At 65.0% G+C, this 23549-nt stretch carries 25 protein-coding genes and 1 pseudogene; 14 read left to right on the top strand and 12 right to left on the bottom strand.

Annotation, left to right across the window (positions count from 1 at the left end; genetic code table 11):
* The first annotated feature begins 51 nt into the window (after positions 1–51).
* Positions 52–378 (top strand): hypothetical protein, encoded by a 327-nt coding sequence (locus AB0366_RS10010; protein ID WP_366243715.1) that lies wholly within the window; start codon positions 52–54, stop codon positions 376–378.
* On the opposite strand, the gene lat is transcribed toward AB0366_RS10010, so the two are convergent.
* A complete protein-coding gene (lat, locus tag AB0366_RS10005) occupies positions 375–1703 on the bottom strand; it encodes an L-lysine 6-transaminase (protein WP_366243714.1) in 1329 nt (442 codons plus the stop codon). The two genes, AB0366_RS10010 and lat, sit on opposite strands and share 4 nt — an antisense overlap.
* Positions 1704–1827: 124 nt before the next feature.
* Between lat and AB0366_RS10000 the strand changes: the two genes are divergently transcribed.
* Positions 1828–3363, top strand: coding sequence for an aldehyde dehydrogenase family protein (locus AB0366_RS10000; RefSeq protein WP_366243713.1), 1536 nt, complete (start codon positions 1828–1830; stop codon positions 3361–3363).
* Between the two features lie 16 nt (positions 3364–3379).
* Positions 3380–4612: a hypothetical protein gene (locus AB0366_RS09995; protein WP_366243712.1), complete on the top strand. Its 1233-nt coding sequence runs from the start codon at positions 3380–3382 to the stop codon at positions 4610–4612.
* A gap of 22 nt (positions 4613–4634) precedes the next feature.
* Here AB0366_RS09995 and AB0366_RS09990 read toward each other — a convergent pair whose 3' ends face one another.
* Positions 4635–6314: a cutinase family protein gene (locus tag AB0366_RS09990; RefSeq protein ID WP_366243711.1), complete on the bottom strand. Its 1680-nt coding sequence runs from the start codon at positions 6312–6314 to the stop codon at positions 4635–4637.
* Between AB0366_RS09990 and AB0366_RS09985 the strand changes: the two genes are divergently transcribed.
* Genes AB0366_RS09985 through AB0366_RS09955 form a run of 7 tightly spaced genes read left to right on the top strand, consistent with a single transcriptional unit; the run spans position 6313 to position 12251 of the window.
* Complete coding sequence (locus tag AB0366_RS09985; RefSeq protein ID WP_366243710.1) at positions 6313–6783, top strand: GNAT family N-acetyltransferase; 471 nt, start codon at positions 6313–6315, stop codon at positions 6781–6783. The genes AB0366_RS09990 and AB0366_RS09985 overlap by 2 nt on opposite strands.
* A gap of 26 nt (positions 6784–6809) precedes the next feature.
* Positions 6810–7079 (top strand): hypothetical protein, encoded by a 270-nt coding sequence (locus AB0366_RS09980; protein WP_366243709.1) that lies wholly within the window; start codon positions 6810–6812, stop codon positions 7077–7079.
* The gene (locus AB0366_RS09975) at positions 7076–9262 is read left to right on the top strand and encodes a heavy metal translocating P-type ATPase (protein ID WP_366243708.1); all 2187 of its coding nucleotides are present in this window, start codon (positions 7076–7078) and stop codon (positions 9260–9262) included. The genes AB0366_RS09980 and AB0366_RS09975 overlap by 4 nt, the downstream gene beginning before the upstream one ends.
* Positions 9263–9305: 43 nt before the next feature.
* Complete coding sequence (locus tag AB0366_RS09970; RefSeq protein ID WP_032397061.1) at positions 9306–9539, top strand: RNA-binding S4 domain-containing protein; 234 nt, start codon at positions 9306–9308, stop codon at positions 9537–9539.
* Positions 9536–10273, top strand: coding sequence for a class I SAM-dependent methyltransferase (locus AB0366_RS09965; RefSeq protein WP_121871702.1), 738 nt, complete (start codon positions 9536–9538; stop codon positions 10271–10273). Before AB0366_RS09970 ends, AB0366_RS09965 begins: the two co-directional genes overlap by 4 nt.
* On the top strand, positions 10270–11787 hold the full coding sequence (locus AB0366_RS09960) for an NAD(P)/FAD-dependent oxidoreductase (protein WP_366243707.1): 1518 nt from the start codon (positions 10270–10272) through the stop codon (positions 11785–11787). Before AB0366_RS09965 ends, AB0366_RS09960 begins: the two co-directional genes overlap by 4 nt.
* 8 nt (positions 11788–11795) lie before the next feature.
* Positions 11796–12251 (top strand): GNAT family N-acetyltransferase, encoded by a 456-nt coding sequence (locus tag AB0366_RS09955; protein WP_366243706.1) that lies wholly within the window; start codon positions 11796–11798, stop codon positions 12249–12251.
* A 52-nt stretch (positions 12252–12303) separates the two neighbouring features.
* Here AB0366_RS09955 and AB0366_RS09950 read toward each other — a convergent pair whose 3' ends face one another.
* Both AB0366_RS09950 and AB0366_RS09945 read right to left on the bottom strand, forming a co-directional pair.
* Entirely contained in the window at positions 12304–12477 is a 174-nt protein-coding gene (locus tag AB0366_RS09950) for a hypothetical protein (protein ID WP_366243705.1), read from the bottom strand.
* A gap of 50 nt (positions 12478–12527) precedes the next feature.
* A complete protein-coding gene (locus AB0366_RS09945) occupies positions 12528–12965 on the bottom strand; it encodes an Hsp20/alpha crystallin family protein (protein ID WP_366243704.1) in 438 nt (145 codons plus the stop codon).
* A 231-nt stretch (positions 12966–13196) separates the two neighbouring features.
* Between AB0366_RS09945 and AB0366_RS09940 the strand changes: the two genes are divergently transcribed.
* Positions 13197–13691, top strand: coding sequence for a GNAT family N-acetyltransferase (locus AB0366_RS09940; RefSeq protein WP_366243703.1), 495 nt, complete (start codon positions 13197–13199; stop codon positions 13689–13691).
* 113 nt (positions 13692–13804) lie between these two features.
* Here the strand turns inward: AB0366_RS09940 and AB0366_RS09935 are convergent, their stop codons facing one another.
* The 5 genes and pseudogenes from AB0366_RS09935 to AB0366_RS09915 form a co-directional block, all read right to left on the bottom strand.
* On the bottom strand, positions 13805–13969 hold the full coding sequence (locus AB0366_RS09935; RefSeq protein WP_366243873.1) for a hypothetical protein: 165 nt from the start codon (positions 13967–13969) through the stop codon (positions 13805–13807).
* Positions 13970–14194: pseudogene (locus tag AB0366_RS09930) on the bottom strand (VOC family protein); the annotation flags it as partial.
* A gap of 15 nt (positions 14195–14209) precedes the next feature.
* A complete protein-coding gene (locus AB0366_RS09925; RefSeq protein WP_366243702.1) occupies positions 14210–15229 on the bottom strand; it encodes a DUF5914 domain-containing protein in 1020 nt (339 codons plus the stop codon).
* A gap of 152 nt (positions 15230–15381) precedes the next feature.
* The gene (locus AB0366_RS09920; protein ID WP_366243701.1) at positions 15382–16527 is read right to left on the bottom strand and encodes an FAD-dependent oxidoreductase; all 1146 of its coding nucleotides are present in this window, start codon (positions 16525–16527) and stop codon (positions 15382–15384) included.
* Positions 16524–16859, bottom strand: a complete 336-nt coding sequence (locus AB0366_RS09915; RefSeq protein ID WP_183130329.1) for a bifunctional 3-phenylpropionate/cinnamic acid dioxygenase ferredoxin subunit — start codon at positions 16857–16859, stop codon at positions 16524–16526. The genes AB0366_RS09920 and AB0366_RS09915 overlap by 4 nt, the downstream gene beginning before the upstream one ends.
* Before the next feature lie 177 nt (positions 16860–17036).
* Between AB0366_RS09915 and AB0366_RS09910 the strand changes: the two genes are divergently transcribed.
* From AB0366_RS09910 to AB0366_RS09900, 3 genes are read left to right on the top strand one after another with little or no spacing between them, the layout of a single operon-like run.
* Complete coding sequence (locus AB0366_RS09910; RefSeq protein ID WP_366243700.1) at positions 17037–19469, top strand: FAD-dependent oxidoreductase; 2433 nt, start codon at positions 17037–17039, stop codon at positions 19467–19469.
* Position 19470: 1 nt separating this feature from the next.
* Entirely contained in the window at positions 19471–20610 is a 1140-nt protein-coding gene (gene solA, locus AB0366_RS09905) for an N-methyl-L-tryptophan oxidase (protein WP_366243699.1), read from the top strand.
* Positions 20607–21752 carry an aromatic ring-hydroxylating dioxygenase subunit alpha gene (locus tag AB0366_RS09900; RefSeq protein WP_366243698.1) on the top strand — a complete coding sequence of 382 codons (1146 nt, stop codon included), beginning with the start codon at positions 20607–20609 and terminating at the stop codon, positions 21750–21752. Before solA ends, AB0366_RS09900 begins: the two co-directional genes overlap by 4 nt.
* Here AB0366_RS09900 and AB0366_RS09895 read toward each other — a convergent pair.
* The 3 genes from AB0366_RS09895 to AB0366_RS09885 are packed head-to-tail and all read right to left on the bottom strand — an operon-like array spanning position 21726 to position 23512.
* Complete coding sequence (locus AB0366_RS09895; RefSeq protein ID WP_366243697.1) at positions 21726–22487, bottom strand: IclR family transcriptional regulator; 762 nt, start codon at positions 22485–22487, stop codon at positions 21726–21728. The two genes, AB0366_RS09900 and AB0366_RS09895, sit on opposite strands and share 27 nt — an antisense overlap.
* 18 nt (positions 22488–22505) lie before the next feature.
* A complete protein-coding gene (locus tag AB0366_RS09890) occupies positions 22506–22817 on the bottom strand; it encodes an AzlD domain-containing protein (protein ID WP_366243696.1) in 312 nt (103 codons plus the stop codon).
* Complete coding sequence (locus AB0366_RS09885; RefSeq protein WP_366243695.1) at positions 22814–23512, bottom strand: AzlC family ABC transporter permease; 699 nt, start codon at positions 23510–23512, stop codon at positions 22814–22816. Before AB0366_RS09885 ends, AB0366_RS09890 begins: the two co-directional genes overlap by 4 nt.
* Between the last annotated feature and the right edge of the window lie 37 nt (positions 23513–23549).

Here is a 23549-nt window from a genome sequence, read left to right as displayed (position 1 = left end):
GCACGCCGATAATCGCTGTACCCGGCCAGTTTCCGTTGCTATTTTTTGCCGATGACCATTCGCTATCACGTGACCTCGGTGCTCAACCGTGAGTCGATTCGGCGGCACGGACTCGACTGGCGTCGAATGGGTGCCGCTCGCGGTATTGCCGGTAGCCACCAGCCCGAGCAGGAAGGTTGCTTTCTGGCAGCCGATGCGTGGGAACGTGATTGGTTCGTGGGCATGAACAACACGGGTGGACCGGTCGATGTCTGGGAGGTCAGCGGAGTGGAAGACGGTGATCTCGTGCAGTCGCCGGAGAACTTCTACTTCCGTCCCGGCGTCATCCCGACGTCACAGATTCGATTGGCGCACAAGGACATCGAGCCCGAGCGCTAGAGCATGCTCAGCACCCGGTCGATGGAGTCGACTGCCTGGGTCAGCTCGGCTTCGGTGATCGTCAGTGCAGGACGGAATCGCACTGCTGCGTCGCCGCAGCCGAGCGCCAGTACATGTTCTTCGGTACGCAACAGTTCGATCACTCGGTCGCGGGTGGAGGCGTCGGGCAAGGAGAAGGCGCACATCAGCCCGCGTCCACGGACCTCGGATACAACTGTGTGTCGAGTTGCCAACTCCTGCAACTGCTTCAGCAGTACGGCGCCGAGTGCACCGGCTCGTTCGATGAGGTTGTCGGCCTCGACGACTTCCAGGATCCGACGCGACCGCACCATGTCGGTGAGGTTGCCACCCCACGTCGAGTTGATGCGGGAGCTGACAGCGAAGACGTTGTCGTCGATGTCGTCGACGCGACCGCCGGCCATGACGCCGCAGACCTGAACCTTCTTGCCGAAGGCGACAACATCGGGGACGACGTCGAGTTGCTGGAATGCCCATGCGGTGCCGGTCATTCCGGCTCCCGTCTGTACCTCGTCCATCACGAACAGTGCATCGAACTCGTGGCAGAGTTCGCGCAGCTTCTGCAGGAAGCGCGGCCGGAAGTGGTGGTCTCCGCCCTCGCCCTGGATGGGTTCGATGATGGCGCAGGCGATGTCGTGCGGCTTGGCCTCGAACGCCGCCCGAGCCGCCGCCAAGGAGGCGTCCTCGAGTTCGTCCATGTTCGCATCGGATCTGATGAAGGGGGACGGGATGCGCGGCCAGTCGAATTTCGGGAAGCGTGCGACCTTGTTCGGGTCGGTGTTGGTCAAAGACATCGTGTACCCCGAACGTCCGTGGAACGCGTGCTCGAGGTGCATGACTTGTGAGCCCAACGACGGATCGATGCCGTTGCGCTCGTTCCAGCGTGACTTCCAGTCGAAGGCGACCTTCAGCGCGTTCTCCACCGCCAAGGCTCCGCCTTCGACGAAGAACAGGTGGGGCAGGCGAGAGTCACCGAGGACCCGCGCGAACGTGTCGACGAATCGAGCCATGGGGACGGTGTAGATGTCGGAGTTGCTGGGCTTGTTCATCGCCGCCTGCATCAGATCGGCCCGGAATTCCGGGTCGTCGATCAGCGCGGGGTGGTTCATGCCCAGGGCGTTGGACGCGAAGAACGTGAACAGGTCCAGGTAGCGGGTGCCGTCCCTGGCGTCGACCAGGGTTGCCCCGGTCGAGGCATCGAGGTCCAACACCAGCTCGAACCCGTCGGCCAGTAGGTGTTCACCGATCACCTCGCGAACCGTCGAGGCGTCGATGGTCGCTCCTGTGCGCTGTAATACTTGCGTCATGACGTCGAAGATACGCGCTAAAATTCCGTAAGCAAGTCCATAATGCAGGAAATTATACGGTTGTGACCCTCATCGGTAGGCTGATGTCCGACAGTTCGGTTCTCTTCACGGAAGGTGTACGCGCATGTCTGCATCCATCACCCACGACGAGTTGAGTGTGCGCACTCGCGCGATCCTCGACCGGCTGGGTGCCACGATCGCGCTCGACGCCCCCGCGGGACCCGACGCGATCATCGCGCGGTCGCCGATCACCGGAGGGAACTTGGCGTCGCTGGCGTCGGCTTCGGCGGACGATGTCGAGACCGTCGTCGCCGACGCGCGTACCGCCTTCCTGTCGTGGTCGCAGGTGCCGGCCCCCGTGCGTGGTCAGGTGATCCGGGAACTCGGAGAACTGCTGCGCGTACACAAGGAGGATCTGGGCGCGTTGGTGTCCATCGAGGCTGGAAAGATCGTCTCCGAGGGGCTCGGTGAGGTGCAGGAGATGATCGACATCTGCGACTTCGCCGTCGGACTCTCCCGTCAGCTGTACGGCAACACGATCGCCACCGAGCGGCCCGGGCATCGGATGATGGAGCAGTGGCATCCGCTCGGTGTCGTCGGTGTCATCACCGCATTCAATTTCCCTGTGGCGGTGTGGAGTTGGAACACTGCTCTCGCACTCGTCGCAGGCGATACGGTGATCTGGAAGCCGTCGGAGAAGACGCCGCTGACCGCCGTCGGAGTGCAGGCGCTGTTCGAGCGGGCCGCCGCCGCTGCCGGAGTGGACCCCAAGATCGCGCAGCTGGTGATCGGTGATCGCGCGTCCGGCGAAGCGTTGGTGGACGATTCGCGAGTCGCACTGGTGTCGGCCACCGGCTCGACGAGAATGGGCCGTGCCGTCGCGCCTCGGGTCGCCGAGCGATTCGGCCGAGTGTTGCTCGAACTCGGCGGAAACAACGCAGCGATCGTGACGCCGTCGGCCGATCTCGATCTGACGACGCGTGGACTGGTGTTCTCGGCCGCCGGAACCGCCGGTCAGCGCTGCACCTCGCTGCGACGCGTCATCGTGCATTCCTCTGTCGCGGACGAACTGGTCGGCAAGCTGGTCGCGGCATACGAGACGCTCTCCATCGGATCTCCCTTGGCCACCGACACTTTGGTAGGTCCACTGATCGATGCCAGCGCCTACGCGGGGTACCAGAAGGCACTCGAAACCGCGATATCCGACGGTGGAACGGTCGTCGTCGGCGGGGAGAGGGTGAATGTGGTCGACGAGTACTCGTTCTACGTTCAGCCGGCGATCGTGACGATGCCCGCGCAGACCGACATCGTCAAGCACGAGACGTTCGCGCCCATCATGTACGTGCTGACGTACGACACCCTCGACGAGGCAATCGCACTGCACAACGATGTGCCGCAGGGTCTTTCGTCGTCGATTTTCACCACCGACCTCCGCGAGGCGGAGCGCTTCCTGTCCGCTGCCGGCTCGGACTGCGGTATCGCCAACGTCAACATCGGCCCCTCCGGAGCCGAAATCGGCGGGGCATTCGGTGGCGAGAAGGAGACGGGCGGTGGCCGCGAATCCGGTTCGGACGCGTGGAAGGCCTACATGCGGCGAGCTACGAACACGGTCAACTACTCGAACGAACTGCCCCTGGCACAGGGAGTGAAGTTCGGCTGACGGCATGATCGACAGTATGAAAGTACTGTCGATGATCCTCGCCGGCTTCGTCGTCGGCTATGCGATCGGTGATATCCGACCCTTCGACTCCCTGCTGAGCAGCACGGCCGAATTCGGTTCACTGGCAACGATCGTCAACGGGCTCACCGTCCTCGCGCTGACCGCGTGCCTGACCAGCGTCGCGCTCGCGCGTTCGAGTGCGCGCGGTGTGCTTGTCGTGGCGATCGGAGCAGTACTCGTCGTCCTGTTCCGGACAGTGGGCATGGTAACCGGAATGTTCGGCGACTGGGCCGGCGCAGTGGGAGCAGGCGCCTTGCTCGGCGCGTCCGCCGTACTCGCGGGGCGACATCGCGGAGCGCAGGCATCGCTGGCCGTCGCCGCGATCGGAGCCGGTCTCCTCGGCACAGCGCTGGATGCCCTGCTGCAAGTCGACGACGGTCCCGTGTTCGTGTGGGATGTCGTCGGTGCCGAGGACGCGGTGGTTCCGGAGCGGGCGATCATCATGGTGATTGCGGCACTGGGTGCGGCGCTCTCGCTGTTCATGGCACACCGCGATGTGGCGTTGCAGTCGCACGAGACTCGACGGACTCTGCTGGTCGGACTTCCGCTGCCCGTAGCTGCCGGTGTTCTGAGTTGGTTCGCCGGCGGCCACGACAGTGGGGATGCCGTCTGGCTCGGTGCGCTCGCCGGTATGGCCGTTCTTGCGGTGGTGGCGGCGTTCGCATTCCCCGGGCGGGACGGGCGCGTGCTGCTGGTGCTGTTCGCGTCGGCCACGATCGGGTCGATGGGATTCGCCGTCGAGGATTCGCTGCAATTGGCCGTGAGTGCCGCGTTGCTGGTCGTCGGAGCCGGGATCGGCTATCGGTGGCCTCAGGTGTACGTCGGACTGGGTGGGCTGCTCGTCGTTGCCGGCGCAGCTCTGATCGAGGGCTACGTCGCTCTGCCGCCGGTGTCGCAGTTCGCTCTGCCGTTCGTCGTCGCGTACGCGCTGGTGTCCACGCTGTCGACTGCGCCGGGTTCGCTGTCCGTCGCGTTGCCAGCGCTGTTCACCATGACCCTGCCGGTGACGGTGTACGCCGCGAGCTATCAGCCGGGCCTGTCATTGTCTTCGGACAACGCGGTGGCCACCCGCACGAGCGAGCCCGACCACCTGGTGCTGTCGGTGGCCGGGCTCGTGGTCGTTGCAGTGGTGACGGTTGCCTGCGCGGTGCTGATGCGCAGGCCCGCCGTCGTGAGCGGTAGTTCGTAGCAGGCTACGAACTACCGTTCACCTAGGGAGCAGGTACAACCTCGGTGGTCGTAACTACGGACTCCGGTGCTACCTCGGCGTCGGTTGCCGTCGGGGTGACGCAGACCGGCGGTGCTCCCTCGACGGGGGTTTCACCCTCGACGGGGATCGTGCACTCGGGGGTCGTCGTGACGGTGGCCGGTGCCGGTGTCTCGGCGGTGGTGACGGGTGCAGGCACAACCGGAACGGTGGTGGTCACGACGGGCGTCGAGGTTGCCGGGGCGGTCGTGGTGGCCTTCGGAGTTGCCGTTGCCGACGTGGTCACAGGTGCGACGATCGTTTCGATCGCTGCACGTCCAGCCTTCTCCTGCACCTCTTTGGTCTTCACCGGCTCGCCCCTGTTGGCCTGCTCCGCCAGCTGCGTCAACCAGGCCGCGGCGTACTGCACAGAGGTCAGCGGCTTGCCGTTGGCGGGATCGGCGTTGCGCCAGTAGTCGAAGTGGTGTCCCGATCCGGGTGCCAGGGTGAGGCCGTACGGGTCGTTCATCACGACGGGGATGGTGTTCTGGTTCGAGGAGATGAAGCCGGTGATCTCCCTGAAGATCTTCTGCGGCAGGTACACCATGTCGACCATCTGACCGGTCTCGATGGGCTCCTGCTCGCCGTCGACCTTGGCCGCGACCGGTGTGGTCACTGCGCCGGGCTTGTAGCCGGGCTCGGACACCTTGATCAACACGTCGAGGAACGTCTCGTCGCTCTGCATCCAGTCGGGCTGCGAGGCAATGTCGTTGAAGGCATTGACGGCGATGCGTCCCAGGGCCAGCGCCAGATCGGCACCGGTGGCGGGGGTGAGGTTCTCGTTCTGCAGCGCGTCGGCGTTGACCTGGCGACCGACATTGGCGGCGAGGTGAATCAGTGACGTGTTGGCGGGCAGTGCGCAGGTGAGGTCGCCGTCGGAGCAGAAGGACGCCACTCGGCCGTCGAGCGCGCCGAATCCGCCGGATGTGCCGGGGAGTGCTCCCTGGCCGGGAATTGCGTTGTTGCCGTTCTGGTACCGGGTGTCGAAGCCGTCCGGATTGCTGAACGGGTTCTCGGCACCGGGGAACGGGCCCTCCCCGGCGACGCGGCCGGCGTCGGCGAAGATGACGACTCCCACGACCTGGGAGGGGTCGACGATTCCGTACTTGCCGTCGGCTCCCGTGACCTGATTGCCGACCTCCATCGCGGTGCGGCGGGCAACGTCTGCGCCCTCGCTGTAGCCGACGATGGCGAATCGAGTGTCGGGGCAGGACGCCGTGATCGTCCTCATGATGGTCTGCGAGTTGGTGACGCCGGTCTGCACGGCGTTCTCGTAGCTCGCCAGGTCGGCCGGGTACTCGACGTACACCGCGGCGTAGGAGTCCGGAACCACGTTGCCATTGTTGGGGGCACGCACGGCCTGGTCGATCCAGTCGCTGGAGTAGTCGCCGGACATCGCTGCGGGCAGCCGCTCGCCCTCGGGAGTGGTGAGCCACTTGACGCCCTCGCGCGGGGTGTCGCCGCGGCCGCCGATCGCGATGCTGACCATGTCGTAGCAGGTGGCCGTCGACACCAGTTCGATGGATGCTTCGGTGGTCGTGGAGGGAGACGACCACGGTGCGGCCACAACTACTCCGGCACCGAGGGCTCCGATCGCGAACGCGCTCAACGCGACGCGCGCACGCGTCGACTTGCCAACATTCATGTTTTCGATCCCCATCATGTCCGCCCGAACTGATCCCGACTGCAGTTGCCAGTGGGTTACCCGGGATTTCGTCGGTCGGGTCCTTCGCGTTACAAACCGCATTATTTACCGTCGTACGCATGGCATTTCATCCTCGAATGACATCGACGGGATTCGACCTGACCGACGGCACCCGCTGCTCGGTGACGAGGTAGTGGCAACGCTGCAGTTGACCGTCATTCCCGGGCTTGCCCGAGGGGGCGCATTGCGGGCGCAGATCGAAGCAGTTCGGGTGGACGCGCGGTGGCGCAGCCGGGGGCTCGGCGGTGCGCTGATCAGGTGGGCGATCGCGGAGGCCGAGCGACGGGGGTGTGCTCTGGTGCAGTTGACGGCCGACGCCACTCGAACGGACGCCCATCGCTTTTACACCCGTCTCGGCTTCGTCGACTCCCACGTCGGCTACAAGATGGCACTCGGAACTACCGGATAGATACCCTGGGGGGGTAGGGTAGTGCCGTGAACACAGAACGGCAGGAACTCGACGCACCCACCAAGCTCGTCGGATTTGTCGTCGGGATCGCATTCCTGTTCCTGGCGGCGCTGTTCGTCGGGGACAAGATCGGACCCGACGTCCCGCCCCCCGTGGCGTCGCACACCGACCACGACTCGCACGACGCGGCGGCTGCGCCGACCGCGGGAACATACGCGCCCTACCTGGACTTCCAGCACGGGGGCGTCGTACACACAGCCGAATTCACCATCGAGGCACAGGAGGGACAGTCATGAGCCAGGAAACCGAACTGATCCTCGGCGGCATGACCTGTGCGTCGTGCGCCAACCGCATCGAACGCAAGCTCAACAAGCTCGACGGGGTATCGGCGACGGTCAACTACGCCACCGAGAAGGCGCGTGTCACCAGTGACGGCGTGGCCACCGAGGACCTGATCGCGGCAGTCGAAGCCGCCGGCTACACCGCGACTCTGCCCGCGGCCGAACCGGTCGACGAGCTTCCCACCGACCCGTTGAAGCAGCGATTGATCGTCTCGGCGGTGCTCAGTGTGCCGGTGATCGCGATGGCAATGATTCCGGCGTTGCAGTTCACCAACTGGCAATGGCTGTCGTTGACTCTCGCCGCGCCCGTGGTCGTGTGGGGCGCGTTGCCGTTCCACCGCGCCGCATGGACCAACCTGCGGCACGGCACCTCCACCATGGACACCCTCGTCAGCATGGGCACCCTCGCGGCGTTGGGGTGGTCGCTGTACGCACTGTTCTTCGGTACCGCAGGCACACCCGGTATGACGCATCCGTTCGAGTTCACGATCGCGCGAACGGACGGGGCCGGCAACATCTACCTCGAAGCCGCAGCCGGCGTGACCACCTTCATCCTGGCCGGACGATGGTTCGAGAGCCGATCCAAGCGTCAGGCCGGTGCGGCGTTGCGCGCCCTGATGGACCTCGGTGCCAAGACGGTTGCCGTACTGAAAGACGGTGACGAACAACAGGTTCCGATCGAGCACTTGGCCGTCGGCGATCTGTTCGTCGTTCGTCCGGGCGAGAAGGTGGCCACGGACGGCACCGTCGAGAGTGGATCCTCGGCCGTCGACCGATCGATGCTGACGGGCGAATCCGTGCCCGTGGAGGTCGGCGTCGGCGACGCCGTGGTCGGTGCGACGCTCAACGTCGGTGGCCGGATCACCGTGCGGGCACAGCGAATCGGTGCCGATACTCAGCTCGCACAGATGGCGAAGGCCGTCGAGGACGCTCAGACCGGCAAGGCGCAGGCGCAGCGATTGGCCGATCGTATCTCCGGGATCTTCGTGCCGATCGTCATCGCGATCTCGGTCGCGACGCTCGGATTCTGGCTCGGTGCAGGCAGTTCCGCAGCCGGTGCGTTCACCGCTGCGGTTGCAGTGCTCATCATCGCCTGCCCGTGCGCGCTCGGACTGGCCACACCTACCGCGCTGATGGTCGGCACCGGCCGGGCCGCGCAGCTCGGCATCCTGATCAAGGGCCCGGAAATCCTCGAATCCACGCGCCGCGTCGACACCGTCGTACTCGACAAGACCGGAACCGTCACCACCGGGGAGATGACGCTGCAGTCGGTCCACGTGGCCGACGGCGAGGACGAGGACGTGGTCCGTGCTGTGGCGGCAGCGTTGGAATCGGGTTCGGAGCACCCCATCGCCCGCGCCATCGCGGGTTCGACCCAGTCCCTGAGCGTCGAGGAATTCACCAGCCTCGACGGACTCGGGGTGCAGGGTGTCGTGGGCGGTCGCGCCGCGGTCATCGGGCGGCGCTCGCTGTTGGCCGACTGGTCGATGCCGCTGCCGTCGGAGCTTGCAGATGCTTTCGAGGCCGCCGAACGGCAGGGACGGACCGCCGTCGCACTCGGCTGGGACGGCAGGGCTCGCGGAGTGCTGGTGGTCTCCGATTCGGTCAAGCCGACGTCGAAGCAAGCCGTCGCGGAACTCCGAGCGCTCGGCCTGACTCCCGTCATGCTGACCGGCGACAACGAGGCCGCCGCGCGCACGATCGCCGCCGAGGTGGGAATCGACGAGGTCATCGCCGGTGTCCTGCCGACGGGCAAGGTCGATGCCGTCACCGAGCTGCAGGCGTCGGGCAAGGTCGTGGCGATGGTCGGTGACGGGATCAACGACGCGGCCGCGCTGGCCACGGCCGATCTGGGGCTTGCGATGGGTACGGGCACCGATGTGGCGATCGAGGCGAGCGACCTGACGTTGGTGCGCGGTGATCTGCGGGCCGTGGGCGACGCCATCCGGCTCTCGCGACGCACGCTGAGCACCATCAAGGGCAACCTGTTCTGGGCCTTCGCCTACAACGTCGCTGCAGTTCCGCTGGCCGCTGCGGGCCTGCTCAACCCGATGCTCGCCGGTGCCGCGATGGCGCTGTCCTCGGTGTTCGTGGTGAGCAACAGCCTGCGCTTGCGCCGGTTCCGTTCGTCGATGTGACCGGTTGGTAGCAGCGAACGGCTTGCTAGTACAGGATGGAGACATGTCCGACGCACACGATGTCCCCATCCGCGACGAATCGATCAGATTGGGTCAATTCCTCAAGCTCGCCAACCTCATCGAATCCGGTGCGGAGGCGAAGGGCGTGATCGCCGACGGTTTGGTCAGTGTCAACGGGGATGTCGACGTGCGGCGCGGACGGCAGTTGCAGCACGGTGATGTCGTATCGGTCCAGGGTGGGCCCTCGGCCCGCGTCAGCAAGGAAGAGGCACTGTGAAGGTCGGTAAGAGCGGACTGCCGCGCAACGAAGTTCCCGGGGCATTCGATGTCGGCGCGAAGGCGTACGACCGACTCGTCGGAGCGAACCCCGGTTATCACGACCACCTGCTCAAGTCGGCCAAGCGCCTGCGGATCCCGAACCTGGGTGCCGGCCTGCGTCTGCTCGACATCGGTTGCGGCACCGGCGCATCCACTGCAGCGCTGCTCGAAGCCGCGCCGCATGCGGAGATCGTCGCCGCCGACGCGTCGGCCGAGATGCTCGAGGTCGCGCGGAGCAAGGACTGGCCGTCGAACGTGACGTTCGTGCACTCACGCGTCGAGGATCTGGCGATGAACGGGGTGGACGGTCCGTTCGACGCGATCCTCGCCGCGTATCTCATCAGGAACGTCGACGATCCCGATACGGAGCTGAAATCGCTTCTGTCACTGCTGCGTCCGGGCTCGACCATCGCGTTCCACGAGTACTCGGTGCACGATTCGCTCCGGGCCAGGATCTCCTGGAATGTGGTGAGCTGGGGCATCATCATTCCGCTCGGCTGGCTGGCGACACGCGACGCCACTCTGTACCGGCATCTGTGGCGCAGCGTCGTGACGTTCGACGGTGCCTCGGCCTTCATGCGGCGGATGCAGCGCGCGGGCTACACCGGCGTGGCCAGAGAGACCATGACCGGTTGGCAGAACGATGTGGTGCACACGTTCCTCGGCTCTCGTCCCACGGAGGAAGAGCGTTGACCGACTCCAAAAAGGTCACCCATGCTGCGACGCAAGGGTATTCCGACGCCACACAGCTGGCGGACGTGCCGCACGTGGTGGTGGTCGGCGGTGGTATCGCGGGTCTGAGTGCTGCGACCGCACTGGCCGAGCGCGGAGTGAAAGTGCACGTGGTCGAACGCGAGAGCTACCTCGGCGGCCGCGTCGGCGGATGGGACACGACGCTCGAGGACGGCTCACCCGCCACCATGAGCCGCGGCTTCCACGCGTTCTTCCGGCAGTACTACAACCTGCGAAACCTGCTCCGCCGCACCGATCCCGAGTTGGCTCGGCTGCGTCCGGTGGACGACTACCCACTGATCGACGGCGACGGCCGGATCGACGGATTCAAGGGCCTGCCCGAAACGCCGCCACTCAACGCCTTCGCGTTCGTCAAGCGTAGTCCGACGTTCCGGTGGAAGGACCTCACCGACCTCAACGGTATTGCGGCACTGCCGTTGATGACGGTGAGTGTGCCGAAGACCTTCGACGAGCTGGACACCACTCCGGCCGCAGAGTTTCTGCGCAACATCAACTTTCCCGAGGCCGCACGACACCTGGCGTTCGGAGTGTTCTCCCGAAGCTTCTTCGCCGATCCCGAGAAGATGTCTGCCGCCGAGCTGGCCATGATGTTCCACATCTACTTCCTCGGCTCCTCCGAGGGCCTGATCTTCGACGTTCCACGTGACCCGTATCCGCAGGCTCTGTGGGACCCGCTGGGGGAGTACCTCACCGGACTCGGAGTCGACATCAGAACCTCCACTCCGTGCGGCGAGATCAGCCGCGGTGGATTACGGAAGTTCCGCGTCGACGCAGGCGGCATCATCGACGCCGACGCAGTGGTACTGGCGACCGACATCGCCGGATTGCAGCGAGTACTCGAGCAGTCACCCGAGCTGGGGACGCCCGATTGGCGCAAACAGGTTGCTGCGCTGCAGAACACACCGCCGTTCCTGGTGCACCGCGTGTGGTTGAGCAAGGCCGTCAACGCCGACCGTCCCGCCTTCATCGGCACCGGTGGGATGCCCCCGATCGACAACATCAGCGTGCTCGAACGATTCGAGGACGAGGCCGCGCAGTGGGCTGCCCGCACCGGCGGCTCCGTCGTCGAGCTGCACGCCTACGCCGCCGAGGAATCCGAGGAGGTCACGCGTCAGCAGCTGATGGATCGGATGCACGAGATCTATCCGGAAACCGCTGATGCAGAGGTGATCGCAGAGCGATCCGAGTGGCGTGACGACTGCCCCATGTTCGGCCTCGGCGCGTTCGCCGAGCGCCCCACCGTCCGTACCCCCGAACCCGCACTGGTTCTTGCGGGCGATGGCATCCGTATCGATCTGCCGGTGGCGCTGATGGAACGTGCCGCCACCACCGGGCTGCAGGCCGCGAACACACTGTTGGCGAGCTGGGGCATCACCGGTCACGACATCGAAACAGTGCCGACGAGTGGACGATTCAAGATGTTCGACGCCATCGAGAGGCTCATGAACAGGTGAGTTCCGGCATGCGGATCGAGGTCGACGATCTGTCGCGTCCACAAGTGCAGGCGCTGCTCACCGAGCATCTCGCGGACATGCACGCCACCTCGCCTGCCGAGAGTGTGCACGCTCTCGATCTGTCCGGTCTGCGCGGGCCGGACGTCAGTGTGTGGACGGCCTGGGAGGCACAGGTACTGCTGGGAATCGCTGCGCTGAAGGAGCTCTCACCCGATCATGCCGAGCTGAAGTCGATGCGGACCACAGAGGCGGCGCGGGGCCAGGGTGTGGCGTCGCGCTTGCTCGGTCACGCGCTGGACAACGCGAGGCGACGTGGGTTCGCGAAGGTGAGCCTGGAAACGGGAACGCAGGACTACTTCGCTGCGGCCCGCAGGCTGTATGTGCGACACGGATTCGTCGAGTGCCCGCCGTTCGGGGACTACGTGCTGGATCCGTCGAGCACGTTCTTCTCGTTGTCTCTGTAGGGGTTCCGATGACGGAGGGCCGGCACCGAGTGTTCGGTACCGGCCCTTCTCGTCACGCTGCGTGCTGTGTGTGCGGGTAGAGATCGTCGTCGAGAGGCTCGGCTCGACACTGATCGAGTACATCCGCCGTCGAGCATTCCCTCATGCTCGTCTCGACGCCCACCACCGTGCGCCACCACTGCTCACGGTCGGTCGATTCCGTCCACACCACCGCCTCGGATGGCATAGTGCATCACCCCAATGGTTTTCGTGATCTGTTCGGCCGTCCGTTTCGGGTCAGGTCGACTCGTGTTCGATGGACTTCTGCTCGGTGTGTGCGATGTCGATCTTGCGTGGTTTCGCGCGTTCGGCGAGGGGAATGGTGATGGACAGAACGCCGTTGTCGTACGCCGCGGAGATGCGCTGGGTATCGACGCCGTCACCCAGCGAGACCTGGCGACGGAAGGTGCCGGCGAATCGCTCTGAGGTAATCCATTGCACACCAGTGTTTTCCGGAGCGGATCGATGTGCGGTGAGCGTCAACGTGCCGCGGTCGACGTCGACATCGATCGATCCGGGGTCGATGCCGGGTAGGTCGGCACTGAGCACGTAGTGGTCGTCGACCTTGTAGAGGTCCATCGGCATGAATCGCGGGGCGCGGTCCGAACCGGAAGAGGCACCCAGCATTGCCGAGGTGAGGGAATCGACATCACGGAACGGATCGAAACGAAGCACAGCAACCACCTCCTGTACCCAGATGCGCTCACCCCTGTGGCGAGTCGCTCCTCAACTGTGCAGGACAAAAATTAGCACTCTGACCCTGAGAGTGCCAAGGGGTTTCTCGGAGGTTCTCAGAAATTTCTAAGGTCCAATAGTGCTGTGCCGCAGTGGGGGTCGTGATTGGCAGCTACGGGCCTTCGGATATTCGATGTCCTGGTCCACACGCCGCGACCTAGACTCGGCCTGATGGTGACCATCGTGTCCTATACCTCGCAGTACCGTACCGAGCTGCTCGCGTTGTCGCTCCGCGCCTGGGAACCGGTGTTCCCGATGGTGCAATCGGCGGTCCCGACCTTCGTGTACGACTGCTTCTATCCCTCGGGTTGGCAGGCGCGACAGGACGAAGACCTGGCCCTCGTTCTCGACGGTGAACCCGAAAATGTCGACATGGCGGTAGACGGTGACGTGCCCATCGGCTGGGTGTGCACCCGAATGCATCCGCAGGACAACATGGGCGAGGTGTATGTACTCGTGGTCGATCCGGTCCGGCAGCGAGACGGCGTTGGTAGAGCACTGATGGATCGGTCGTTCGCGAGGGTGAAGGCTGGTGGGTTGCGAATGATCATGGTCGAGACAGGTGACGATCCCGGTCATGCTCCGGCACGAGCGGCATACGAGGGCAGTGGGTTCCAGAGATGGCCCGAAGCGCGCTACTTCAAGGACCTTGCCGACGACTCCTAGCGACTTCGTCATGAAATCGGACCTCGAGTCCTCGAAAGGAGAGCGAACAGCAATGATTTCGATCGATCCCGAACTCGACCCGAACACTTCCCGTGTCGTCGCGGGGTAGGTGGTCAGAGATCCCACGTCGCGCGGAAGCCAAGTTCGGCTGAGCGGTCCACCAATTCCACACTCGCGCCGATGCTGTCGATTCGGTGATAGCTGAACGGGCGGCCGAGCGGACAGGCGTCGAACATCAGGGTTCCGACGCCGCCCAAGGCCGAGCGGTCGAGGTCCATGCTGTCGGACCAGAACCCTACGTGGTGGAATCGCGGCCCCGCCGTACTTTCCCACGGACTACCCGGTGGCCCCTCGATCAGCTCGAAATGAGGAGCGTCGATCGAAAATACGATGCGATAGGTCCACTCACCCAACGTGCCCGTACGTGGCTCTCGCCAACGTGCACCGACCGCCGCCGACAGGTCCGACATCGCTGTATCGAGATCCTGCACGGCAAAGCACACGTGGTAGAGCTCCACTCAGGCCCGGCCCTGCGAACGCAGCTCGTAGCGTCGCTCGGCGTAGTCGAGATCGTCCTTCCACAGCCGTGCAGCGGTGAAGTTCATCGCCGGTCGCAGGAGGCCGGATGCTTTGCGCGCCATCTGGAATCCCGGACGATCCGAACTTGCGATCGTGGCTTCGATGACGGCGGTACGCGGTGTGCCGTCGGCTGCGGGGGCCAGAGGCGTCGCATGCGTTTCGACGACGCTTCCCGCTCCTTCACCGTCGAGGATGCGCATCACGATGGTGCGGGGACCGGGGCAGACGAACTCGGCCCGCACCGGAACCCCGATGCCGCGACTGACGCGGAAGGTCACATCGACCAGGAAGCGATCGTCTTCCTCGGGTACATCTATCTCGGTCGGCGCGCTGACCACCTTCAGCCGCGCGAACGAATACGGGTGAAACCACGCACCGTGCCAGGGATCGAGTCGGTTGGCGATGATGTCGTCGGGCTCGCACTTGCCGACGAGAGTGACCACGCCGGCGATGGCAGTCGAGGCGGGCGGACGGATCGGGACCACGGGGACGGGCGTCGGCTCCTCACCGCCGAGCTCGTCGAGCCGTACCCACACCAGAACCCCGTCGTCGAACGCGGGAACCGGACGCCAACCGGGCTTGCCCTTCGGTCCGAGCGCAAGACCGTGCCAGCGGCAGACCAATGTGTCGCATTCGACCTTCGCGGTATCCAGCGCGGCACCGAGATGCGGGCAGGCACCCGGGCCGATGTGCACCTTGCCTGCAGAGTCACGCCACGCCACCAATTCGGTGGTGCCCACATACCGGCCGAACGGCTTGTCGGCCTTGACGTCGCGACTGGCAGCGAACACGAACCAATTGCCCGAGGTACGCGTCTTCGCGCGCTTCAAGGCAGACTCGATGACCTGCGGATTCGCACCTTTCCAGGTGGGCTCCTGCTTGGCCCACGACTCCGACGGCAGCGGCTGCAGCGGCATCGTCTTCGGCCACCGTCGTCGTACTGCATCCAGCGCGGTCATTGCTGCTCCCAAAGTCGACAATCGATTCCCGTGTTCCATCACCATTGTTCCCGTTGGTGGGTACTCAATGTGACATTCGGTGGCCTTTTGGGGGGTCAATGTCACATCGAGTGGACTTGGGGATGCCGTGATCGGAGGGAAACAGTGGACACTCAGGTCATCAGGTTCGCGGTATCGACTACCTGGCGACGCCATTTGCCGAAGGATCGCGGCGAGGAGACTGCGAGCACGGCGACCGGGCGGTCGTTGCGTCGGTAGAGCGCGACGAAGGGTCCGGTGGTGGGGTCGCCCTCGACGATGTCGGCGGTGCAGTCGGGTCCGTGATGTCCAGCGAATTGGATTCGTGCGGCGTATTGGTCCGACCACACGTAGGGCAGCCCGGTGAACTCCTTGGACCCACCTGTCAGTAGCGCTTCGACGGCGACGGCAGGCCGGGTGGCGGCGGAGGTCCAGTGTTCGTCGCGCCGAATCACTCCGGCGGCATCTCGCACCGCAGCGCAGTCTCCGACGGCGACGACGGCCGGGTTCGAGGTGATACCGCGCTGATCGGTCACCACTCCGCCGCGGATGTCCAAGCCGGATCCGTCGAGCCATCCGACGTTCGGCGTAGAACCGACGCCGAGGACGACCACGTCGGACTCGATCATCGAACCGTCCGCCAATTCCACCGCACGCACCCGGCCCGCCTCGACGACGAACCCGGCTACCGACACTCCGGTCAGTAGTGCCGCACCGGCGCTCCGATGCCACCCGGCTATGAGTGAGCCCAGCTCGCTGCCGAACACGCGGGCAAGCGGCGTCTTCGAGGCCTCGACAACCGTCACCGAAGCGCCCAGTCCCACTGCCGTGGAGGCGACTTCGCTGCCGATGAACCCCGCTCCGACCACTGTGACTCGAACTCCCGACGACAGCGAAGACCGCAGCGCGCGCGCATCGTCCAAGCTCCGCAGTACATGAATTCCGTCGATCCCGACGGTGCCGGGGAGGCGGCAGGCCGCAGCGCCCGTTGCGATCACCACCGCATCGGCATTGATATCGCCGGATGCGGTCGAGACCGTGGTCCCCGACAGGCCGGTCGCCGCGCAACCCAGACGCCAGTCGACGCCGAGGCCATCGATGTCGAGTGGCAGTGCGGATTCGTCACCGAGCAGGAAGCTCTTGGACAGCGGCGGCCGGTCGTACGGCAGGTGCACTTCGTCGCCGATCATCGTGATTCGGCCGTCGAAACCCTGATCGCGCAGTGCCCGCGCCGTGGCCACTCCCGCGAGCGAGGCTCCGACAACGGTCACCGACTTCACGGGGTCACCGCGATGCGGATGACCCCGTCCTCGACGTGTACGGCGTGCGTGCGCACGGGGATCTTGGCGGGAGCACCCAGTGCCGCGCCGGTGCGGAGGTCGAAACATGCTGTGTGGAGCGGGCATTCGACGGCGCAGTTCTCCACCCAGCCTTCGGACAGTGAGGCGTCCTGGTGGGTGCAGGTGTCGTCGATGGCGAAGAACTCACCCTCGACGTTGAAGATCGCGATCGGCGGTGCTCCGGCCGGGGTGATGCGCAGGGCCTCGCCGTCGGGGAGATCCTCGGCGCGACCGACGTCGAGCAGGACGCGGGTGGAGAACGTTGCGGTCATGTTCGGGCCTCCGGGGACCTGAGGGTGTGCAGTGCTCGTGTTGTACCCAGCGTGAGATCACCCCGTTGCGGCGGTGGAACGCTCGAGTTTCGATCGTGTGAACCTGTTGCGCTATACGAAGTGCAGTTCGTATTGTGCAACTAAATCAACTCGACGTACACCCCCTAGGAGCGTGTCATGTCCTCGAGCATCCCGAGGGTTGTGATCGTCGGTGCCGGAATCGTCGGCTGCAGCCTCGCCGACGAACTCACCGCACGCGGCTGGACCGACGTCACAGTCCTGGACAAGGGCCCGCTACCGCTCACCGGCGGTTCCACCTCGCATGCGCCCGGCTTGGTGTTCGCCACCAATTCCTCCCGATCGATGTCGCGATTCGCGGCCTACACGGCTTCCAAGTTCAAGAGCCTCGACTGCTTCCTCGGCGTCGGTGGCCTCGAGGTGGCGACGACGCCCGAGCGCGTCGACGAGCTGCATCGACGCCACGGCTTCGCCACCTCCTGGGGCCTGCCGTCGGAGGTGGTGGACGCCGAACGATGCCTCGAGCTCTACCCCCTGCTCGACCGCGGCCGGATACTCGCCGGCCTGCACACCCCCGACGACGGACTGGCCAAGGCCGTGAAGGCCAGCGCGACGCAGGCCGAGCTGGCCACCGCGCGGGGTGCGCGTTTCATCGGCGGAATGGACGTCACGTCGATCGACCAGAGCAACGGCCGAGTCACGGCCGTTCGGGCGGGCGAGCACACCTTCGAGGCCGATATCGTCGTCTGCTGCGCCGGATTCTGGGGGCCCGAGCTGGGCGAGATGCTCGGGATGACGGTGCCGCTACAGCCGCTGGCGCATCAGTACGCGCACACAACTGAGTTGGACCTGCCATCGCGTCGAGCAGGTACCGAAGCGATTCTGCCCATCCTGCGTCATCAGGACGAGCGGCTCTACTACCGTGAACACGGCGATCACCTGGGGATCGGCTCGTATCACCACCGTCCCATGCCCGTCGATTCCCGCGAACTCGGTTCCAGTGAGAACGTGACCGCGCAGAGCATGCCGTCGTCGATGCCGTTCACCGAGGCCGATTTCGCCGACGCCTGGCAGCGCAGCACCGAGCTCATTCCAACTCTCGGAGAAGCGAAAGTCGAGCACGCCTTCAACGGCATCTTCTCCTTCACCCCGGACGGCGCACCGATCGTCGGTGAGTCACGAGAAGTGCAGGGGCTGTGGGTATCCGAGGCGATCTGGGTGACGCATTCTGCCGGTGTGGCGAAATCGCTTGCCGAGCAAATGATCACCGGGCACAGCGAGATCGACATGCACGAGTGCGACCTCTACCGATTCGAGAAGACCGACCTGGTGCCGTCGAACGTGGCGCGCACCAGTGCCCAGAACTTCGTCGAGGTGTACGACATCATCCATCCACTGCAGCCGAAAGTGGAACCGCGGCCGCTGCGAGTGAGCCCGTTCTACGGCCGCCAGCAGGAACTCGGCGCGATGTTCCTCGACGGTGCCGGCTGGGAGCGGCCTCACTGGTACGAGTCCAACAGCGCTCTGCTCGAACAACTTCCGGAACAGTGGCAGGCACCCAAACGGGAGCCGTGGTCGGCGAAATTCTGGTCACCGATCAGCGCGGTCGAGGCCTGGCGGACCCGCGAGGCGGTGGCGATGTACGACATGACGCCGCTACGACGCCTCGAGGTCGGCGGACCCGGTGCACTTGCGCTGCTGCAGAAGTTGACGACCAACCAGCTCGACAAGAAGGTCGGAAGCGTCACCTACGCACTGATGCTCGACGCGACCGGCGGTGTGCGCAGCGACGTGACCGTCGCGCGGGTGGCCGAGGATCGGTTCCAAGTGGGGGTGAACGGTCCGCTCGACGAGGACTGGATGCTGCGCCATGCCGGCCGTGATGTGTACGTTCGCGACATCACCGGTGCCACCGCCTGTATCGGTTTGTGGGGACCGTTGGCTCGGGAGGTGCTGGCTCCGCTCACCTCGGCCGACATCTCGCATACCGGTCTGAAGTACTTCAACGGCAGGACCATTCACGTCGGCGGGGTCGACGTCTTGGCGCTGCGACTGTCGTACGTGGGCGAGCTCGGCTGGGAGCTGTACACCGACGCCGATACCGCACTGCGCCTGTGGGACACCCTGTGGGACGCCGGACAGGCGCACGGCGTGGTCGCAGCGGGGCGCAGTGCGTTCAACAGCCTCCGACTGGAGAAGGGTTACCGGTCGTGGGGCACCGATATGACCACCGAACACGATCCGTATCAGGCGGGGCTCGGCTTCGCGGTGCGAAAAGCGAAGGGCGACTTCGTCGGAGCCGCTGCGTTGCAGGAAGGCGGCGACGGACCGGTGCTGACCTGCCTGACGTTGGACGACCCGTCACATGTGGTGATGGGGAAGGAGCCGGTGCTGCAGGACGGCACTGTGGTCGGGTACGTGACCAGTGCCGCCTACGGATACACGATCGGCAAGACGGTGGCTTACGCCTGGCTACCGGCAGGGCTGCAACCCGGTGATCACGTTGCAGTGCAGTATTTCCGAGACCTACTGCCCGCGACGGTGATGGCCGAACCGCTGGTGGATCCCGACATGAACAAGATCAGGTGCTGACATGACGTATGACGTGATCGTCCTCGGTATCGGCGGCATGGGAAGTGCCGCCGCCTGTCACCTCGCTCGGCGCGGACAGCGAGTGCTGGGTATCGACCAGTTCGGACCCGCGCATGCGCTGGGATCGAGCCACGGTGGCTCCCGCATCTATCGACAGTCGTACTTCGAGGACCCGGCCTACGTACCGCTGCTCCTGCGCGCGTACGAGCTGTGGCACGACCTCGCCTCGGACAGTGGGCGGGACGTGTTCACCGAAACCGGTGGCCTCTACGTGGGAAGGCCGGACGGGCTCACGTTCGGCGGCAGTCTGCGGGCCTCGGAGAAGTGGGGCCTCAAGCACGACGTACTCGACCCGGCCGAGGCGCAGCGGCGCTTCCCGACTGTCCGGCTACGGCCCGACGAGTTCGCCCTCTTCGAGGAGAAGGCGGGCATCGCTCGACCGGAGACGACGGTCGCCGCCCACCTCGATCTCGCCGAGGCTGCCGGTGCCGAACTGCGCTACGACGAGAAGGTGCTCGGGTGGGAATCCACCGACTCCTCGGTGACCGTGACCACGGTGGCCGGCACGTACACCGCTGGAGCACTGGTCATTTCACCGGGAGCGTGGGCACCGAAACTGCTGGCTGAGATCGGCGTACCGATGGTGGTCGAACGGCAGGTGATGCACTGGATCACCCCGGAGTCGGGCGAAGCGGCCTTCGACAGCTCGCACCACCCCGTCTACATCTGCGGGGACGGACCGGATCAGATCTACGGATTTCCGGCCATCGACGGGGAGGGGGGCGGGGTGAAGATCTCGTTCTTCCGCGCCGGAACACCGTGCGATCCCGACACCATCGACCGCACAGTGCATCCCGAGGAGATCGCTCGACTGCAACAGCGCATCGTCACCACGTTCCCGGCACTGTCCGGGCCACATCAGGATGCGAAGACCTGCATGTACACCACGACGCCGGACGAGCACTTCGTTCTCGCGAAGCATCCGAACCACGCCAATGTCACCGTGGCGTGCGGATTTTCGGGCCACGGCTTCAAGTTCGTGCCCGTCATCGGAGAAGTTCTGGCCGACCTCGCGATCGACGGTGCGACGAAGCACCCCATTGCGCTGTTCGACCCGGCGAGATGCGCGGTGTCGGCATGACGATGGTCGATCCCGAACTCCAGCCCACTCTGCTTCCGACGCTCGGCGGCGAAACCTACGTCGATCCCGCATATTTCGCCCGCGAGCAGGAGCAGATCTTCGAGCAGATGTGGTTCTGCGCGATCAGATCGGATGACATCGGAGAACCCGGAAAGTTCCGCACGGTTCAGGTCGGTCGTGAGTCGATCCTGGTGAGCCGCAATCGGAAGGGCGGTGTGACCGCGTTCTTCAACATCTGCCGACACCGCGGCGCGACACTGTGCACCGAGGCGTCGGGCACGGTGCGTCGAAACTTTCAATGTCCCTATCACGCATGGACGTACGATCTCGACGGCAAGCTGATCGCAGCTCCGAACCTGATCGACATGCCGATGATCGATCGGGTGGAGTACGGGTTGCGGAAGGTGCACGTCCGGGAATGGCTCGGATACGTCTGGGTGTGCGTGGCCGAGGAGGCTCCGTCGTTCGAGGACACGGTGCAGGGCGACGTTCGCGAACGGCTCGGGGGTGCGGGTGCCATCGATTCGTACGACATGGAATCACTTGCCCTGGGGCGTCGGATCGTCTACGACGTCAAGGCCAACTGGAAGCTCATCGTCGAGAACTTCATGGAGTGCTATCACTGCGCGACGATTCACCCCGAACTCACCGAGGTGCTGCCCGAGTTCGCCGACGGCATGGCAGCGCAGACGTACGTGGGTCATGGCGCCGAATTCGGCAGCGACATAGCCGGCTTCACCGTCGACGGCTCCCACGGATTCGACGCCCTCCATGGGGTGGGAGAGGATCGGGATCGTCGGTACTACGCGATCACGATCAGGCCGACGGTGTTCGTCAACCTGGTTCCCGATCATGTCATCATCCACCGGATGTTCCCGATGTCCGTCGATCGCACGGTTGTCGAGTGCGATTGGCTCTATGCCCCTGCGGTGGTGGCAGATCCCCACAGTGCGGCGACGATGGACAAGTCGGTGGAGCTGTTCCATCGCGTCAACGAACAGGACTTCGAGGCGTGTGAGCGGTGCCAGCCGGCGATGTCGTCACGGATGTATCGCGACGGCGGCGTGCTGGTGCCTGCCGAGCATCACATCAGGGCGTTCCACGACTGGGTCGGATCACGCGTGGCCGGACCAACCCAATAGCGTCGAGACGCGCTGCGCAGCAGCGAGAACGGATACCCCCGCCGCCGTGAGGCGGTCCTCGTCCAGTCGATAGGCGGGGCCCGAGACGGTGATCGCCCCCACCGCTGAACCGTCGTAGCTGAGGATGGTGGCCGCTGTCGCGTTCAGTCCGATCTCCAACTCTTCGCGCGCATAAGCGATTCCGGTGGCACGGATCGTCTCGATCTCGTCGAGCAGATCGGCCTTGGTGGTGATGGTGTTCGCGGTGAACAGTTCGAGATGACCGTCGACGCCGGCCTTCAGGAGCGAGTCGTCGTACGCCATCAGTGCTTTCCCGCTCGACGTCGCATGCAGAGCAGACCTCTCACCGAGCCAGTTGTGACTGATGATCGACGAGCCGCCGCGGACCTGATCGATGTTGACGGTGACGTTGCCGTCGGGCACAGCGATGTTGACGGTCTCGCCGATGGTGTCGGCGAGTTCCTGCAGGATCGGTCGGGCGATGCGGGTGATGTCGAGTTGAGCGGATACGGACGTGGCGAGGCGGATCAGGCCGATGCCGAGGCGGTATTTGCCGCGCTCGCCGGGCTGTTCGACGAGTCTGCGAAATTCCAGTGCGCTGAGCAGGCGAAACGCCGTGGACTTGTGTACCTCGAGGTGCGCCGCAACGTCCTGCACGCCGGATTCACCGTGGTCGGCAAGGTATTCGAGCACCTCGATCGCGCGGTCGACGGACTGGACAGGGGACTCGGACACCAACCCAGTCTTGCAGACTCAGCTGAGGCCGACCCATCTAAGTCCCGCAGTAGTGGCAGCTGCGGCGAGAACGATGACGACGAACGGTGATCGTCGCCAGGCGAGTACAGCGGCAACGGCTACTCCGGCGGGCAAGGCGAACCCAGCGAAGTCCTTGCCCACGAGGAGGGTCGAGGTGGCGACCAGTGCCACGAAGATGACGGCGACCGCGGTGGTCATCACCTTGTCGATGCGAGGTGAGATGGTGACTCGGGTTCGTAGTGCCGGGCCGACCATGCGGAGCGCGTAGGTGCCGACGATCAACGCGAGCAGGGGAATCGTGAGGCTCATGCGGATTCCTTCTGTGCGGCAGGAGCATTGGAGAGCATGGCCGGTACGACGGCAACCAGCGCCAGAAGCACGGGTAGTCCACTGGGCAGGAACATCGACGCGACGAGCGCAATGCACGCGCCGACGAGGGCTGCGTTGCGGGTGGCCCGGTCTCGGAGCGCAGGCATGATCAATCCCAACAGGATCGCCGGGAATGCGGCATCGAGACCGAGTGCAGCGGTATCGGTGATTGCACCGCCGCCGAGCGTGCCGATCACGACGCCGATGTTCCAGGTGACGAACAGCCCGATCCCGCACAGCCAGAACGCTGTTCGACGGCTGCCCTCGTCCTTTTCGGCAACGCTGAAGGCCACTGCCTCGTCGGTGATGAGGTGAGTGCCGAGTAGCCGCTTCAGTGGTGAGACGTTCCGAAACACCTCGCCGATGGAGAAGCCGAGCGGAACCAGTCGGATGTTGGCGAGCAACGCGCTGGCCACAGCGGCAACGGGATTTCCGCCGGCCGCCAGAATGCCGACGAAGATGAACTGGGAGGAGCCCGCGAAGACCACCAATGACATCACGACCGGCAGCCACAGGGGCAGGCCTGCGGCCACCGAGATGGCACCGAACGATGCCCCGACCAGAGCGTCGGCCAGGCAGACCAACGCGATGTCGCGGATGTTGACCCCCTGCAGGGTTCGCCATGTCGAACGCATGGTCGTTATAGTGGACCCTGTTAGGCTGTTCGTCAAA

Origin of the sequence: Rhodococcus sp. NPDC076796 (assembly GCF_040702765.1) — a bacterium.
Lineage (GTDB): Bacteria > Actinomycetota > Actinomycetes > Mycobacteriales > Mycobacteriaceae > Rhodococcoides.
This window is presented reverse-complemented; position numbering and strand designations above follow the sequence as displayed.